The organism is uncultured Clostridium sp. (assembly GCF_900547735.1).
Classification (GTDB): Bacteria; Bacillota; Clostridia; order Lachnospirales; family Lachnospiraceae; genus Otoolea.
This window is the reverse complement of sequence record NZ_URHZ01000037.1, coordinates 1-14638: the sequence shown is the minus strand read 5'-3', so window position 1 is coordinate 14638 and position 14638 is coordinate 1. Positions and strand designations below refer to the sequence as shown.

Annotated in this window: 14 protein-coding genes; 3 read left to right on the top strand and 11 right to left on the bottom strand. The window is 50.3% G+C overall.

What is annotated here, in order from left to right; genetic code table 11:
- Nucleotides 1-103: 103 nt before the first annotated feature.
- The 6 genes from QZT18_RS12885 to QZT18_RS12865 form a co-directional block, all read right to left on the bottom strand.
- Complete coding sequence (locus QZT18_RS12885) at nucleotides 104-1429, bottom strand: MATE family efflux transporter (protein ID WP_294148407.1); 1326 nt, start codon at nucleotides 1427-1429, stop codon at nucleotides 104-106.
- Nucleotides 1430-1554: 125 nt separating this feature from the next.
- On the bottom strand, nucleotides 1555-2187 hold the full coding sequence (gene kdpC, locus QZT18_RS12880) for a potassium-transporting ATPase subunit KdpC (RefSeq protein WP_294148406.1): 633 nt from the start codon (nucleotides 2185-2187) through the stop codon (nucleotides 1555-1557).
- 16 nt (nucleotides 2188-2203) lie between these two features.
- Nucleotides 2204-4288 (bottom strand): potassium-transporting ATPase subunit KdpB, encoded by a 2085-nt coding sequence (gene kdpB / locus QZT18_RS12875; RefSeq protein WP_294148405.1) that lies wholly within the window; start codon nucleotides 4286-4288, stop codon nucleotides 2204-2206.
- A gap of 49 nt (nucleotides 4289-4337) precedes the next feature.
- On the bottom strand, nucleotides 4338-6050 hold the full coding sequence (gene kdpA, locus QZT18_RS12870; protein WP_294148404.1) for a potassium-transporting ATPase subunit KdpA: 1713 nt from the start codon (nucleotides 6048-6050) through the stop codon (nucleotides 4338-4340).
- Nucleotides 6051-6078: 28 nt separating this feature from the next.
- Nucleotides 6079-6156 carry a potassium-transporting ATPase subunit F gene (locus QZT18_RS23555; RefSeq protein WP_125140998.1) on the bottom strand — a complete coding sequence of 26 codons (78 nt, stop codon included), beginning with the start codon at nucleotides 6154-6156 and terminating at the stop codon, nucleotides 6079-6081.
- Nucleotides 6157-6424: 268 nt separating this feature from the next.
- On the bottom strand, nucleotides 6425-6619 hold the full coding sequence (locus QZT18_RS12865) for a hypothetical protein (protein WP_294148403.1): 195 nt from the start codon (nucleotides 6617-6619) through the stop codon (nucleotides 6425-6427).
- Between the two features lie 257 nt (nucleotides 6620-6876).
- Between QZT18_RS12865 and QZT18_RS12860 the strand changes: the two genes are divergently transcribed.
- A complete protein-coding gene (locus QZT18_RS12860; protein WP_366925877.1) occupies nucleotides 6877-7047 on the top strand; it encodes a hypothetical protein in 171 nt (56 codons plus the stop codon).
- Between the two features lie 110 nt (nucleotides 7048-7157).
- Complete coding sequence (locus QZT18_RS12855; RefSeq protein WP_294148402.1) at nucleotides 7158-7919, top strand: EFR1 family ferrodoxin; 762 nt, start codon at nucleotides 7158-7160, stop codon at nucleotides 7917-7919.
- Between the two features lie 127 nt (nucleotides 7920-8046).
- Here the strand turns inward: QZT18_RS12855 and QZT18_RS12850 are convergent, their stop codons facing one another.
- The 3 genes from QZT18_RS12850 to QZT18_RS12840 all read right to left on the bottom strand — a co-directional run bounded on the left by QZT18_RS12850 (nucleotide 8047) and on the right by QZT18_RS12840 (nucleotide 11421).
- Entirely contained in the window at nucleotides 8047-9357 is a 1311-nt protein-coding gene (locus QZT18_RS12850; RefSeq protein ID WP_294148401.1) for an SLC13 family permease, read from the bottom strand.
- Nucleotides 9358-9361: 4 nt separating this feature from the next.
- A complete protein-coding gene (locus tag QZT18_RS12845) occupies nucleotides 9362-10312 on the bottom strand; it encodes an alpha/beta hydrolase (RefSeq protein WP_294148400.1) in 951 nt (316 codons plus the stop codon).
- 302 nt (nucleotides 10313-10614) lie between these two features.
- Nucleotides 10615-11421 (bottom strand): MerR family transcriptional regulator, encoded by an 807-nt coding sequence (locus QZT18_RS12840; RefSeq protein WP_294148399.1) that lies wholly within the window; start codon nucleotides 11419-11421, stop codon nucleotides 10615-10617.
- A gap of 260 nt (nucleotides 11422-11681) precedes the next feature.
- Between QZT18_RS12840 and aroD the strand changes: the two genes are divergently transcribed.
- Complete coding sequence (gene aroD / locus QZT18_RS12835; protein ID WP_294148398.1) at nucleotides 11682-12437, top strand: type I 3-dehydroquinate dehydratase; 756 nt, start codon at nucleotides 11682-11684, stop codon at nucleotides 12435-12437.
- A 34-nt stretch (nucleotides 12438-12471) separates the two neighbouring features.
- Here aroD and QZT18_RS12830 read toward each other — a convergent pair whose 3' ends face one another.
- Together QZT18_RS12830 and QZT18_RS12825 are read right to left on the bottom strand one after the other, a co-directional pair.
- Nucleotides 12472-13674 (bottom strand): VWA domain-containing protein, encoded by a 1203-nt coding sequence (locus tag QZT18_RS12830; protein ID WP_294148397.1) that lies wholly within the window; start codon nucleotides 13672-13674, stop codon nucleotides 12472-12474.
- On the bottom strand, nucleotides 13664-14476 hold the full coding sequence (locus tag QZT18_RS12825; protein WP_294148396.1) for a MoxR family ATPase: 813 nt from the start codon (nucleotides 14474-14476) through the stop codon (nucleotides 13664-13666). Before QZT18_RS12825 ends, QZT18_RS12830 begins: the two co-directional genes overlap by 11 nt.
- Nucleotides 14477-14638: the final 162 nt, after the last annotated feature.

Genomic DNA, 14638 nt, shown 5'->3' with positions numbered 1-14638 from the left:
ATTTCCTATCAATCCAAAAATCCCTCCGGGGATCCTTATATCCGCCGGAGGGATTCATTCTCTTTCGCCGTCCCTTCCCCCGCTCTCCTTACTTCACCTGAACTTATTCGAAGGAACTTCCGTACTTTTTATATACATAAATATCAAAAATAATCATGCAGGTCCATCCCAATGTCGTTCCCACGGCAACGGATTTCAGTCCGATATCCGCAATCAGACTGTAGGTCAGTATAATCCGGATCGGCATCTGGATCAGGGTACCCATGAGCGTGAATTTCAATTTTCCTATGCCCCTGAAATATCCCTGGAAACTGTATGTGATTCCCGCCATAAAATAAAAGCAGGCCATCGGACGCAGATAGGCAAGGCCGATTGCAATGGCATTCGTCTCGCTGGGTTTCAGGAAAATCTCAAACAGCGGCCGTCCGGCAAACAGAATGGCAAATGTGACAAAAACCGTATAGGTGACGGCTATCACCATTGTAATCTTAAATGCCTTCGGAATGCGGTCGAATTTTCTTCCGCCCTTGTTCTGGGCTGAGAAAGTGGTTACCGACGAAGCAAAACTGCTCCCGGGCGCCAGCACATAGCTGTCTATGATGGATGCCGCATTAAAAGCCGCAATCGCATCCACTCCCAGGGTATTGACACCCGACTGCACCAGTAAGCGGCCGAGATAAAGCATGGTCTGCTGAAGCGCCGAAACCGAGCTGTAATTCACGGTGCTTTTCAAAAGCGGGAGGTCAATCCGTATTTCCGAAGGTTTCAGACACAGGGCAGGCACCTTCCTATAGATATAAATAAGCAGCACCACCGATGAAACCGCCTCCGAAATCACGGTGGCATAGGCCGCCCCCAGAACTCCCATCTGAAGGTTCCTGACAAAATAGACATCCAGGAAAACATTAATTGCCGTGCTGAACATCAAAACATAGAGCGAAGTTTTTGAATCCCCGGTCGCCCGCAGGGCCGCCGCCAGGATATTATAAAGAAACGTAAAGATAAGCCCTCCGGAAATCACCCTCAGATACCTTGCCGCCAAAGCGGAAATTTCCACAGGAGTCCGTGTGAGCCGTATGAAAAAATCACTTCCCGCGAAAAACAGCACCGTCAGTACAACGGTCAGAATCAGTCCGGCGCCAAGCGAGGTTGACAGTTCTTCCCTGAGCCTCTTATAATTCTTAGCGCCAAAATACTCCGCCATCAAAATAGAAGCTCCCATCGTGATTCCGGCAATCATAAAAATCAGAATATTCATAATCGGCCCGGCCGCCCCGATCGCCGCCAGCGCCTCTTTCCCCTTAAACTGCCCCACCACAACGGAATCCACCGTGTGATAAAGCTGCTGTAACAAATCACTGAATATAAGCGGCACCGAATACAGTAACAGGTGTTTCGTAATATTCCCTTCCGTCATATCCCGAGTCATCGCAAGACCTTCTTTCTCATTCGAATGCGATGACAATTATATCCCCCGCCGAACCATGTGTCAATAACATATCATCGAAAAGAAATAGGTCATAAACAGAATGGAAATTCACATCGGCCCTGCCCTTATTCTCCCATCCTCTCCGCTATTTCCAGATTACACCCCAGCACATTTACTTTCTCCTCTCCGAATATCCCCAGGACCTTTTCCTCGGTGTTGTTTTCGATAATCTGATACAGCTCTTCCTCCGAAAGGCCCGAGGCTTTCGAAACCGCTCCCACCTGCACCTTTGCGCCCTGGACCGTGATGTGGGGATCCAGACCGGACCCGGAGGCTGTCAAAAGGTCTGCGGGAATGTCCTCCTGTCCGACACCGGGATGGGACTTCATAAACGCTTCCAGATCCGCCTCCACCCGTGTTTTCAAATCGGGATTGGAATTTCCATAGTTGAACGACCCGGAGGCAACTCCGCCGTAGCTTTTGTCCTCCTTTTCCTCTGTTGTGTAACAGTTATAGCCGACGGAAGAAATACGGCCGTGAAAAAACCAGGGTTCTTCAAACTGCTGCCCCACATACTTTGAGCCGACCGTGCGCTCCTCACCGCCGACGACGGCCTTAATCAGGCTGCCGTTTGCCTGAGCCGGGAACATGGCCTGGCCTGCCAGGGTCAGGGCCGCCGGATAAACAACCGTGCAGAGCGCCCCCAGTACGATTGTACATACCACCGCTTTTCTTAAATAGGTAAAAAATAATTTCATATCTGTCTCCTCCTGGTTATAATCCCAATATGGCAAGCAGCGGAGCCACTATCATATCAATCAGCTTGATACCGATAAACGGCACCGCCACGCCTCCGATTCCATAGATACCCATGTTCTTCAGCAGCATTTTCTCCGAGCGCATCGGTTTATATTTCACGCCCCGCATCGCGATGGGAATCAGCCCCGGAATGACGACGGCATTAAAGATAAGAGCCGATAAGATGGCGCTGTAAGGCGTTGTCAGCTTCATGATGTTCAGCATATTCATCTGGGGAATCACGAGCTGGAACATGGCCGGAATGATGGCAAAATACTTGGCAATGTCGTTCGCAATTGAAAATGTAGTAAGCGAGCCCCGGGTAATCAGAAGCTGTTTTCCAATCTCCACCACCTCCAGAATCTTGGTCGGATCGGAGTCCAGGTCCACCATGTTGGCCGCCTCTTTGGCCGCCTGGGTGCCGGAGTTCATGGCAATTCCCACATCCGCCTGGGCCAGGGCCGGCGCGTCATTGGTACCGTCTCCCGTCATCGCCACAATTTTACCCTGGGCCTGTTCTTTTTTAATCTCGGTAATCTTGTCTTCCGGCTTACACTCCGCGATAAAACCGTCTACTCCGGCCTCCCTTGCGATTGTCGCCGCCGTCAGCGGATTATCACCGGTACACATAATCGTCTTGATTCCGATCTCCCTGAGTCTGGCAAACCGCTCCACCAGCCCCGGCTTCACCGTGTCTTTCAAATAAATCACTCCGTAAATCCGATTGCCCGCGCAGACCGTCAAAGGCGTACCTCCCAGTTTCGATATGCTCTCCACGATTCCGCTTAGGTCGGGCGGCACCGCGCCTCCCCTGTCTGTTACAAACTCCCTGACGGCCTCGCCCGCTCCCTTTCTCAGTTTCACGCCGTTCTTTAAATCCACGCCCGACATTTTCGTCTGGGCGGTAAATTCGATGAAGTTCATCTTTTCACCGTTATTTTTGTCCGTCTTAGCACCCATCTTCCGCCCCAGTTCCACGATGGATTTCCCCTCCGGCGTGCCGTCCTCCAGGGAGGCCAGAACGGAGAAGTCCACCAGCTCCTGTTTGGAAACGCCTGAGACCGGGTAGAAATCGGCTGCAAGCCTGTTTCCAAAGGTGATGGTTCCCGTTTTGTCAAGAATCATCGTGTCCACGTCTCCGCAGGCCTCCACCGCCTTGCCCGACATGGCAATGACGTTAAAACGCGTCACACGGTCCATACCTGCAATGCCGATGGCCGACAAAAGGCCGCCAATCGTGGTGGGAATCAGACACACCATCAGAGCAATCAGGGTAGCCACCGGAATGTGAACCCCGGAGTAAACGGCGAAAGGATAGAGGGCCACAATGACAATCAGGAAAATGATCGTAAGGCCGACTAAAAGTGTATTGAGAGCAATCTCATTCGGCGTTTTCTGCCTGGACGCCCCTTCTACCAGAGCAATCATCTTATCCAGAAAGGACTCTCCCGGCTCCGCGGCGATCCTTACTTTAAGCCAGTCCGAAACCACGGTCGTGCCGCCGGTAACGGAAGAAAAATCGCCTCCCGATTCTCGGGTGACGGGGGCCGACTCACCGGTAATCGCCGACTCATCCACCGAGGCAATTCCCTCTATTACTTCGCCGTCGTTGGGGATCAGTTCGTTCATCCTCACTATCACCACATCACCCTTTTTAAGCTCCGAGGCAGAAACATCCCTCTCGGAACCGTCCGGCAGAATGAGGTGGGCGGTGGTGTCCTTCTTTGTCTTTTTAAGCGTTTCCGCCTGGGCCTTACCGCGCCCCTCGGCCACCGATTCCGCAAAATTGGCGAATAATACGGTGATGAAAAGAATCAGCGTTACAAAGATGTTGTATATTCGGAGCGTTCCCGCGGAAAGTCCTCCGGAATGGGCCACATCTCCGAAGAGGTTGGGCATAAAACACAGTAAAAGCGTTATGAGAAATCCCGTTTCCACCACAAACATGACCGGGTTTTTCATCATATACCTGGGATCCAGCTTTTTAAATGCTCCTGTGACCGAGCTTTTTAATATCTCTTTTGTAATGAATTTTGTAGTCTGCTGTTTTACTTTCGACATCAAATCCTGCCTCCTAATCTAAGTTCCTGTGTATGACAATGCATGAAATTTACATGAGTCCCGGAAACCATATTGTCAGATGCTCCGCAATGGGGCCCAGCGCAAGCGCCGGAAAGAATGTAAGCGCCGCAAATATATACACGATAAATACGAGAATCATTGTAAAGACCGCATTATCCGTCCTGAGTGTCCCGACCGTTTCATTGACCCTGCGTTTTGCGAGGATGCTCCCGGCGATTGCAAGCTGCAGGATGATTGCCGGAAAGCGGCCGAAATACATCGCAAGCCCTGCCGTAACATTCCAGAATACGGAATTGTCCGAAAGTCCCTCAAACCCGGAACCGTTATTCGCCGCCGAGGAGCTGTACTCGTAAAGCACCTGGGACAGTCCGTGAAATCCCGGATTGGTGATCCCCGCCAGTCCTCCCGCCGTCGATACGGCCAAAGCCGAAAAACCGAGAATCAGGAGCGGATGGATAATGAGGCAGACCGCCACCAGTTTCATTTCCCTTCCTTCGATCTTCTTACCCAGATATTCCGGGGTGCGTCCTATCATCAGTCCGCAGATAAAGACCGTTAAAATCACGTACATCACCATGTTCATCAGGCCCACTCCCTTGCCTCCGAACACACAGTTTAACATCATATGTAACAGGGGCACCAGGCCGCCCAACGGTGTCAGGCTGTCGTGCATATTGTTGACCGTACCGGTGGTAAACGAGGTCGTCGTCGTGGTAAACAGGGCCGACTGGGCTATGCCGAACCGCACCTCTTTTCCCTCGTAGGAGCCGAGGCTCTGATTGAGGCCCACACTTTGAAGCACCGGATTACCGGCCAGTTCCGCCCTGTAGCAGAGCGTAAGCCCGATGACGAAGATGATTGCCATAGCGGCGAAAACCGTCCTTCCCTGGCTTCCAAAGAAAATCTTTTTCCCATCTTTTTTCCGTCTGTCCGCAATCATATTTCCAAAGGCAATGACGCAGGCTCCCGGCAGGATCATCATGGAGTAAAGCTCACAGAGATTGGTGATAATCGTCGGATTTTCGAGCGGCGTCGATGAATTGGCGCCCAGGAAACCGCCTCCGTTCGTCCCTACGTGTTTGATGGATTCAAGGGCCGCGATGGGACCGGTGGCGATATCCTGCCATTTGCCCTCCAGCGTCTGAACCGTAAAATTGGACTGGAAATTCTGCGGCGTTCCCTGCCAGATTAAGAGCATTCCCACGATAAATGAGATGGGAATTAAAATTCTCGTTGTATTTCTTACCATATCCTCATAGAAATTGCCCATCGGCCTTCCCGACATGCCCCGGCAGAAGGCCATGCATGCCGCATAACCCGTGGCCGCCGACGTGAACATCATAAAGACAATCACGGCCATCTGGCTTAAATAAGACAGACCGGATTCCCCGGAATAATGCTGCAGGTTCGTATTTGTCATAAATGATATGATCGTGTTGTAGGACAGTGTCGCCTCCATCCCGTCTATCCCGTTCGGATTCAGGAACAGGATTCCCTGGAGCCTTAAGATCAGGTAGCCGACCGCTATCATGACCGCATTTGTCATGAGCAGGTTGAGCGCATAGACCTTCCAGCTCATTTCTTCCCTGCCAAGCCCGCAGATCCTGTAAATCAGGCCGTCTACTCTGTCAAAAACGGGATCTGCAAACGTCTTCTGCTTTGTCGCAACATGGTACAGGTAAATTCCAACCGGAACCACGAGCGCCATGTATAGGAGCAGTGTCATTATTATCTGAAACATTTTCTTTTCCTCCTGTCACGCTTCCGTATTAAAGTTTTTCGGGATATACGAGCGCATAAACCAGATATGCGGCAATCCCCGCGATAATAAATCCTAAAAATACCATGTGATTTTCTCCTTTTCCAAACCCGGACTTTTATTTTCCTCCGTCCGGTTCCACCTGTGATCCGCACCAGTCAATGAGCAGTTTCATAAGGAAACAGCTTCCCAAAATGATGCCTGCCATATAAATATCCATCATATTTCTTCCTCCTTTTACTTCCGGTGCGGCAATCACGGATTCCGCACCGAATTGATAGTTCAGATTCTAGCATCTGCTTTATAAAAATAGTGTTAGTCCGGATGCGGTTCACATTAAGATTATATAAGTGTGCTTACGTCCATCCGAGCAGCAGGGCGGCCGGTATCATCACAGCCGATGTCACGGCAAAAACCGTAACCAGGATAAAAAGCGGAATCCCAATCAGCGCCCCGGCGGCAAACAGACAGGGATGCAAACGGGCGAACCTCATAAACGCGGCGTCAAATTTAAGTCCAATATTTTGAAATATGCGAATCATACATACCATAATCCATTCCTCCTTACACCTTTATCCTATCACCCGTTCTGTTAAATCTGTAAAAGCGAATCAGAGATGAAAATTAAGATATTATAAAAAAAGGATATCGCGTTTATGGTAACCGATTTCTTTACCGATGTTGTATCCGTCCTTTTTGTTTTGTATAATGGTTAATGAATGTTAACAATAAACGGTTTGCATGCCTTTGTTCTGCACGGAACAAAAAGACCTGCGGCCCCGTCAGGCGGATAAAATGGAGTGTGATTATGGAATGTGAGGAAAGACTTAATAAAATAGTAGAAGGTTTCCGAAAATGCAGAAATGCCTTTACCGCGATCGGAGACGAGACTAGGCAGTTGATTTTGCTTGTACTGCTGGAGAGTGACCTGTCGGGCATCCGGGTGGGTGAAATTGCACAAAAAACTATTATTATATGAGTGTGGATGAGACGCAATGGAAAGATATTGCCGATTTGGTCAACCTGATCTATGGCAGTGTAGAGCTCACCAGTTCACAATTATAAATTCAGATTAAGGAGGACGTCATTATGATTTTATATTTTTCAGGAACCGGCAACAGCGAATATGCGGCAAAGAGAATTGCTGAAAAAACAGAGGATGAGGTTTTAAATCTGTTTGAAAAGATTAAAAACCGGGATTTTTCAATGGAGTACCCGGAAATTAACCACCCGGACAGTCCATGGGTGATTGTAGTCCCCACCTATGCGTGGAGAATCCCCCGCATCGTTCAGGAATGGCTGGAAAAGACCAAACTGCCCGGCAGCAGAGAAATTTATTTTGTAATGACCTGTGGGGGAAATATCGGAAATGCGGGAAAATATCTCAGGGAACTGTGCCGTTCCATAAAAATGGATTACCGGGGATGCTGTCAAATCGTCATGCCGGAAAATTACATTGCAATGTTCTCCTCTCCTTCCAAAGAAGAAGCATTGGAAATCATCCGCCGGGCGGAAGGGGAAATCGCTCGGGCGGCAGCCTTTATAAAGAGCGGGAGGATGTTCCCTCAGCTTCCCCTGACGGTGAAAGATAAGATGAACAGCGGAATTGTCAATGATCTGTTTTATCCGATGTTTGTCCATGCCAAAAAGTTTTATGCCGCAGACACCTGCATCTCCTGCGGGAAATGTGCGGCTGTCTGTCCCTTGACCAACATCCGGCTTGAAAACGGCAGGCCCGTATGGGGAAATGACTGCACGCACTGCATGGCCTGTATCTGCCGCTGTCCAGCCGAAGCAATTGAGTACGGAAAACACAGCATCGGACTTACGCGGTACACCTGCCCCAAATAAGAGGAGATAACAAAACAACGCAAAGCATGCTTCGCGAACTTTTCATTGCCGCTCAATGCAAAAAAAGTCCCTCCGCACAAACGGCTAAAAAAACTGTTTGTGCGGAGAGGACTTTTTTCTTCTCCATTTATAATCTCAAAATTCCAACTGCAGCCGCCAGCACCATAACAAGTATGTTCGTGACCGTCATAATCGGAACGCCTTTCTTTACAATGCCGTCCACTTCCGTCTCCAGCAGGGGCGCGGCCACATAAATCGACGCGTTGACAGGTGTTACACCGGTCGCCAGCGCAAGGTTGCACACGTAGGGCGCGATAATTTCAATCGGCGTATATCCAAACTGGGCCCCGATAAAAATCAGGAGCGGATACATCGCGTTGTACAACTGATACGGCACAAACCGGATCACCGGAACGCTCACGGCCAAAAGGACGATAAACGCATATTTTGCCGTTCCTCCCGGGAAAATGCCTACGATTAACTGGGCAAAGGACTCAACCATTCCCGTCTGGGCGAACACCGCAATGTAGACGGAGATGGAAAGGAGCATCAGAATGATATTAAATATCATGGTTCCCGTCCTGTTCCACATATCGGCAAAGGTTTCCGGATAATTTACAAGGGCGGTAATACAGGACACAATGATAAAAACAAAGTAGGCCGGTATCTTAAAGACGGCCAGAGCCACAATGACGGCAATAAAAACTGCCAGGTTGACCCAGAACAGCTTCGGTCTGGCGTTTTCCTTTCCTTTGTTCTCCTCTTTTGCACCATTTTCAGCCATTCCCTGTCCGGGGAGCCCAAGCGTCCCCACTTCCTTCTTATGCAGCCAGGCAAAATATACCCACTGGGCGATGATAACCGGGATAAAGCACAGCGCCCACGGAATGGAGGCCGAAGCCAGCTCAAGCGTATCGCACTCCGCCATCATCGCCGACATCGCAATCCCGACGCCCCACGGAATAAAACACATGGCGGCCAGCGCCGTCTGAACCAGGATAAACGCATGGACCCGGTTGAACCTGTATTTCTTATAAAGGGGCATCATAATCGGAAAGGTGACAAGGTAGCAGGTGCTGATATTGGCCGTCAGCATCCCCACAGCCGCAATTACGGTGGTCAGAATCATGATGATGACGACATTCATCCTGGAACCGATGAGGCCGGTGATACTTCCCACAATCCGGTCAAACATGCCGGTCTCGGTCAGCATGGAAAAATACAGCAGGCCGAATATGAGCATATAACCGGAGGAGCGCATTGTCGTTGCAAACTGCTCCACCACCATCGTGCTGATCTCGGCGGGACTGTATCCGAGAATCAGGGCGGCCGCCACCGGCACGAGAAACAGGGTAAAGTTCATCGGAATGACTTTCGTCAGGATTAAAACGATAACCACGGCCATCATCGTGATGGCCATTACGTTTAATATACTCATAAAATCATGCCTCCTTCCCCTGAATCATGCCGAATTCCCTGCGGAACGAGCTGCTGATATATTCATGAACCAGATCGGTGAACGGGTGGTGCACCGTCAGAAATCCGTGCCCCATCCTGGGAGCCACGAAAATTTCACACGGTACACCTGTTCTGAAAAGTTTTCCGGCATATTCCCTGGCATCGTCCCGGAACGCGTCGTACTCTCCCGCTACGATACAGTGCGGACCCAGGCCGTGCAGGTCCGGACACTCTCCCGGGAATGCGTAGTAGGACGGCCTCTGCCCATTGTATCCTCCCAGATAGAGAGCCTCCGGGCACTCCGCCTTATTCTCCGACTGCATTACAATCTGGGGAAGCTGCTGGAAGGAGGTGTCTCCGGTCAGGCTCAGCGCCAGCTGCGGACAGACAAGAACCGTAAGCGCCGCTCTCGGCCCGCTTTTATCCCTCAGATAAAGCGCCAGGCCGCCCGCCATATTTCCGCCTGCGCTTGTCCCGTGCACTCCGATCCGCTCCGGATCTCCTCCGATTTCTTCACCGTGCTCATAAAGCCACATAAATGCCGTATGGCAGTCCATCAGAGGTTTTGGAAAATAGACCTCCTTTGTCGTCAGCCTGTATTCGACACTCACCACAATGGCCGGAGTCCTCCATGCCAGTTCAATACAGCGGCCGTTGTCAATGTCCAGGTTTCCCCCGACCCATCCGCCGCCGTGGATGTCCATAATCATGGGCGCCTTTGCAGGAAGACCGGCCGGTTTATAGATACGGAGCCTCAGGTTTGTTCCCTCCCCGGTTCCCGGTATCGTGCGGTCCTCAATGGTCATCCCCTCCGGCACCTCATAGTTCATCATGTCTTCTATCTGTGCCTTCTTTGCCCTCATTGTTTCCTCTGAGCCGTCTTTGTAATAAGATCTCAGATGATTTTCGTAACCTGGATATGGTGTCAGTTTCATATCGGTTCCTCCCTGATATAGTTTGATTGAGTTGATCTTAAATGTGAAAGTCACTCTCAGCTCAACACTTTCAGGGTGTCTGATTCATACATGTTTTGATTGGATTCATGCAGAATTTTCATCAATAGGCCGTTTTATCCCTTTTTCTCTTCCTTTTTATCCGGCTTATGTTTCCAATTTTTAAAAATACGGCCCCTATTTTGCCTAATATCCGTTCCCCTCCTAGTTCTCCCGCTGCTTCGGGCATCGAACCTAAGAGCCGCTCACAGGTTGCAAAAAAAGAGGCCCGGCAAACCGGCCTTTTATTTTAACGGCACCACAATCTTAAAATAGTGCCAGTCATTGCCGTCCCCGTCACGCGTGATTTTGATTCTGAATGCATATACGGAATCCGGAAAGCAGGGGGCATATTCATGGAATACCATTCTAATATCTTCCGCCATCGCCCCATTTGAGACAAAATGTCCCGTATACCGCCTGTAGGCGATGAACACCTTTTTAGGGGAAAGGGAAATAAATTCCGGATGCTCTTCGAACACCGGCTGTTCCTCCATAAAGCTCAGGCTCTGCCCCCATGAATACCTCTTTTCCCCGCCCTCCATATATTCTCTGTCAAGAGTCACAACCGCCGTTGTCTCCGGGGCATAGTCCATGATATTTAAGGCGTCCGTGGCCAGGTTCTCCCCCGTAAACAGCAGATTCTCCGTCTGCATCCTGCAGTAGATGACCTGACAAAACGGCTCAATATACCACTCCCCCAGCTCCTCCTCCGCGCGCCTGCATTCCTCCGCATACTCCTTAAGAAAGCGGCGGATCCCCGTCAGCTTTGAAAGCTCTTCCTCCACCACCCGGAGCCGTTCCGTAAGCATTTCATCAAGCAGGCTGCTGTCCGCCGTTTTTCTCAGGACATCCAGTTCCTTCAGCGTAAATCCCATGCTGCGGTATCGGATGCATTCGGCCAGATCCGTACAGATGCTCAGATGATATCTCCGGTAATTGGATTTTTCATCCCGTCCGGGAGCCAGAATTCCTATCTTTTCATAATATTTAATCGTATGGGGAGAGACTCCCATAAAACGCGCCAGGGTTCCAATGTTTTTTTCGTCCATAAAATCCTCCTCTGTATTGTGGAAATAACACCCTCAAAAATCCCTGTTTTTCCCTCTCGACTGTACTTTTTGACGTACAATCACTTAAAAAAACTGTATTTCCGCTTTAAAGCATTAAATTTTAGCAGTTTAAAGCAAAAAACTCTTGACAGAAGTCCGTAATGCTCTTATACTGTAACAAAACATTTTGAAAAACCTTTAATTGGTGGCGGTGAAAAGCCCGGAAGACCTGCTTTCGCCGCGTATAAGGAGAAGATGCCATGAATGCCTCAGTAAAAATCAGAAACGTTGTATTCGGAGAAGGAATCCCGAAGATCTGCATTCCGCTCACGGACACGAATTTGGATGGACTGCGTCAGTCCGTCAAAGCAATGGAAAAAGCCCCCTTCGACTTTGTAGAATGGCGCGCGGATTTTTACCAGAATATTGAAAATCCGCAGGTGCGATTTCAGGCCATGGCATATCTTCGCGAGCAGCTTAAGGAGATTCCGGTCCTGTTCACGATCCGTACCGACGTAGAGGGCGGAAAACTGAAACTCAGCACGGAGGATTACACCGCCCTGAATCTTGCCGCCATAGAAAGCGGCCTCGTGGATTTGGTCGATGTGGAGCTTTCAAGGGGGGATGATACGATGAAAACGCTCGTAGAAGCCGCCCATCGGGCCGGGGTGAAGATTATCGCCTCCCGCCACGACACCGCCTCAACGCCTTCCAAGGAAGAGATTGTAGGCCACCTCTGTGAGATGCAGCAGCTCGGGGCCGATATTGCCAAATTTGCCGTAATGCCTCGGAATGACCGCGATGTACTGACACTGCTCGACGCCACGCTCACGATGAGGGAAGAACATCGGGAGACACCCGTCATCACGATGTCCATGGGACGCCAGGGCACCATCAGCCGGATTTGCGGCAGCGTGTTTGGTTCCGCCATCACCTTCGGCACCGCAGGCAAGGCATCCGCACCGGGCCAGCTCCCCGCCGATCTGCTCTCCAACTTTATAACAAGTCTTGCATAAGAACGGTATATGCATTCAGGGGAGGCGTAAATGATTACGCCTCCCCTTTTCTTAGCTCTTTGATCGCCGCCTCCAGGCCGCGCGCCGTCAACTGGAACATGGGAAAACATTCACGTACCAGCCCGATGGTCCGGGAAGCGGCATCGTAGTCCCAGAGTTTCTCATGCAATGGATTCAGCCAGACCGACGACGGAAAACGTTTCTTCAGCGCCTTCAGCCAGTAAATCCCCTCTTTTTCATTCTCATGGTAATAATCCAGAGTGCCTCCCGGCTCCAGAAGTTCGGACGGAGCCATCAGTGCATCCCCTACAATAATCACCTTATACTCCGGTTTCAGGTTGTGGAACACCCACTCCGTGGATATCTTGTCATCCCACGAACAGCCCGGCTCGGTAAACAACTGATCGTAAAAACAGTTGTGAAAATAGTACACCTTCAAATCCTTGAACTGGGAGGCCTGGTTCACGGCCTGGAAGAGTCGGTTGCACATATCGGCATAGGCCCACATGGACCCGCCGCTGTCCATCAGAAGCAGGAGCTTCGTCTGGTTCTTTCTCGGCCGCTCCATTACCAGTTCCAGCCGCCCTCCCCGATCGCAGGTTTTTTCAATGGTCTTTGTCACATTCAGTTCCGTTTTAGCCCCGTCCTCCCTGCTGGACAAAAGCCTCAGTTTTCTGAGCGCCACCTGAAACTGTCTTAACTGCAGTACCTTATCCTCGCGGAAGTCTTTATAATTACGCTCCGCCGCCACTTTTAACGCACTTCTGTTCATCCCGGCTCCATGGACACGGATGCCCTTCGGTGCATAGCCGGAATGGCCGAACGCCGTGGTTCCTCCGGTACCGACCCACTTATTTCCCCCGTGATGCTGCTCTTTCTGCTCCGCGAGCCTCTGTTCCATCAGACGGCGTATCTCTTCAAAATTCATCTTTCCCCAGGCCGCGTCCGCTTCCTCCCTGTCGAAAGGCGTCTGCGTCATCGCCCTGGAAAGCCAGCGGGCCAGCTCCTCCGGAAGACAGTCCTGTTCCTCTACATTTTTAAAGTACTCTAAAAACGCCTGATCAAACTTGTCGTAATCAGACTCCTTTTTTACCAGGATTGAGCGCGCCATATGATAAAATTCCGTCAGGCTGGCTTCATTCAGATTCAGGTTCAGCGCGTCCATCAGGCAGGTCCATTCATTTAAACCGGTTTTCATGCCGTAGCCGCGCAGAATATATAAGAAATCAGTAAACATATCGGTTCTCCGCCTGTTTTAAGTCCTCTGTTTTCTTCAGAAGAACGCCTGCAAAGGGGATTTCCTTTTCCAGTGTGCCGATTGGAATTCCTCCGATATGAAGGGCCTGTATCCAGTCTAAAACCTCCGAAGTCCCCGGCTTTTTCTGAATTCCCTTCATATCACGTATCCTGTAAAAGGCATCCAGCACGCCTCCAATCAGTGTTTCCTCAAGATCCGGATAGTGCGCTTTAATAATCCGTTCCATCATCGGCGAATCGGGAAATGCGATATAATGGAAGATACACCGTCTCAGAAACGCATCGGGCAGCTCCTTTTCCGCGTTGGATGTGATAATGACAATCGGCCTCACCTTCGCTTTTACGGTCTCCCCCGTCTCCGGTATATAGAATTCCATCTGGTCCAGCTCCCAGAGAAGATCGTTGGGAAACTCCAGATCGGCCTTATCGATCTCGTCTATCAGAAGCACCACCTGTTTTTCTCGTTTAAAAGCCTCTCCCAGCTTGCCGAGGCGGATATATTTTGCAATGTCGCCCACACCCTCCTCGCCGAACTGGCTGTCGTAGAGACGCTGGACCGTGTCATAGACGTAAAGCCCGTCCTGCGCCTTAGTGGTGGACTTGATATTCCATATTAAAAGTTCCATGCCCATGGATTTTGCGATTGCCTCCGCCAGCATCGTCTTGCCGGTTCCCGGTTCGCCCTTTATTAACAGCGGTTTTTTAAGCGCAGCCGCTATGTTGACACTGCGGATCAGTTCATCCGACGCTATATAGTTCTCATTTCCGTGAAATTGCAGCATTGTTATTTTCCTCCTCCAAAACAGGGCACAGAGCTCACCTCCGCTCTGCACCCTGCTTTTTATGTTACTATGAAACTTATTCTTCGTCCATACCCGGTTTGAAGAAATCACCGAACAGTTCTTCGTTGGACGGCATATCTTCCGGAAGAGGACGTGCTACCC

What these genes read in the sequence shown, in the direction of transcription:
- QZT18_RS12860 (WP_366925877.1), top strand. Translation starts at nt 6,877, where the DNA reads ATGGAATGTGAGGAAAGACTTAATAAAATAGTAGAAGGTTTCCGAAAA.
- QZT18_RS12845 (WP_294148400.1), bottom strand. Translation starts at nt 10,312, where the DNA reads ATGAAACTGACACCATATCCAGGTTACGAAAATCATCTGAGATCTTAT.
- QZT18_RS12855 (WP_294148402.1), top strand. Translation starts at nt 7,158, where the DNA reads ATGATTTTATATTTTTCAGGAACCGGCAACAGCGAATATGCGGCAAAG.
- kdpA (WP_294148404.1), bottom strand. Translation starts at nt 6,050, where the DNA reads ATGTTTCAGATAATAATGACACTGCTCCTATACATGGCGCTCGTGGTT.
- QZT18_RS12865 (WP_294148403.1), bottom strand. Translation starts at nt 6,619, where the DNA reads ATGGTATGTATGATTCGCATATTTCAAAATATTGGACTTAAATTTGAC.
- aroD (WP_294148398.1), top strand. Translation starts at nt 11,682, where the DNA reads ATGAATGCCTCAGTAAAAATCAGAAACGTTGTATTCGGAGAAGGAATC.
- QZT18_RS12840 (WP_294148399.1), bottom strand. Translation starts at nt 11,421, where the DNA reads ATGGACGAAAAAAACATTGGAACCCTGGCGCGTTTTATGGGAGTCTCT.
- QZT18_RS12885 (WP_294148407.1), bottom strand. Translation starts at nt 1,429, where the DNA reads ATGACTCGGGATATGACGGAAGGGAATATTACGAAACACCTGTTACTG.
- QZT18_RS23555 (WP_125140998.1), bottom strand. Translation starts at nt 6,156, where the DNA reads ATGGTATTTTTAGGATTTATTATCGCGGGGATTGCCGCATATCTGGTT.
- kdpC (WP_294148406.1), bottom strand. Translation starts at nt 2,187, where the DNA reads ATGAAATTATTTTTTACCTATTTAAGAAAAGCGGTGGTATGTACAATC.
- QZT18_RS12850 (WP_294148401.1), bottom strand. Translation starts at nt 9,357, where the DNA reads ATGAGTATATTAAACGTAATGGCCATCACGATGATGGCCGTGGTTATC.
- QZT18_RS12830 (WP_294148397.1), bottom strand. Translation starts at nt 13,674, where the DNA reads ATGTTTACTGATTTCTTATATATTCTGCGCGGCTACGGCATGAAAACC.
- QZT18_RS12825 (WP_294148396.1), bottom strand. Translation starts at nt 14,476, where the DNA reads ATGCTGCAATTTCACGGAAATGAGAACTATATAGCGTCGGATGAACTG.
- kdpB (WP_294148405.1), bottom strand. Translation starts at nt 4,288, where the DNA reads ATGTCGAAAGTAAAACAGCAGACTACAAAATTCATTACAAAAGAGATA.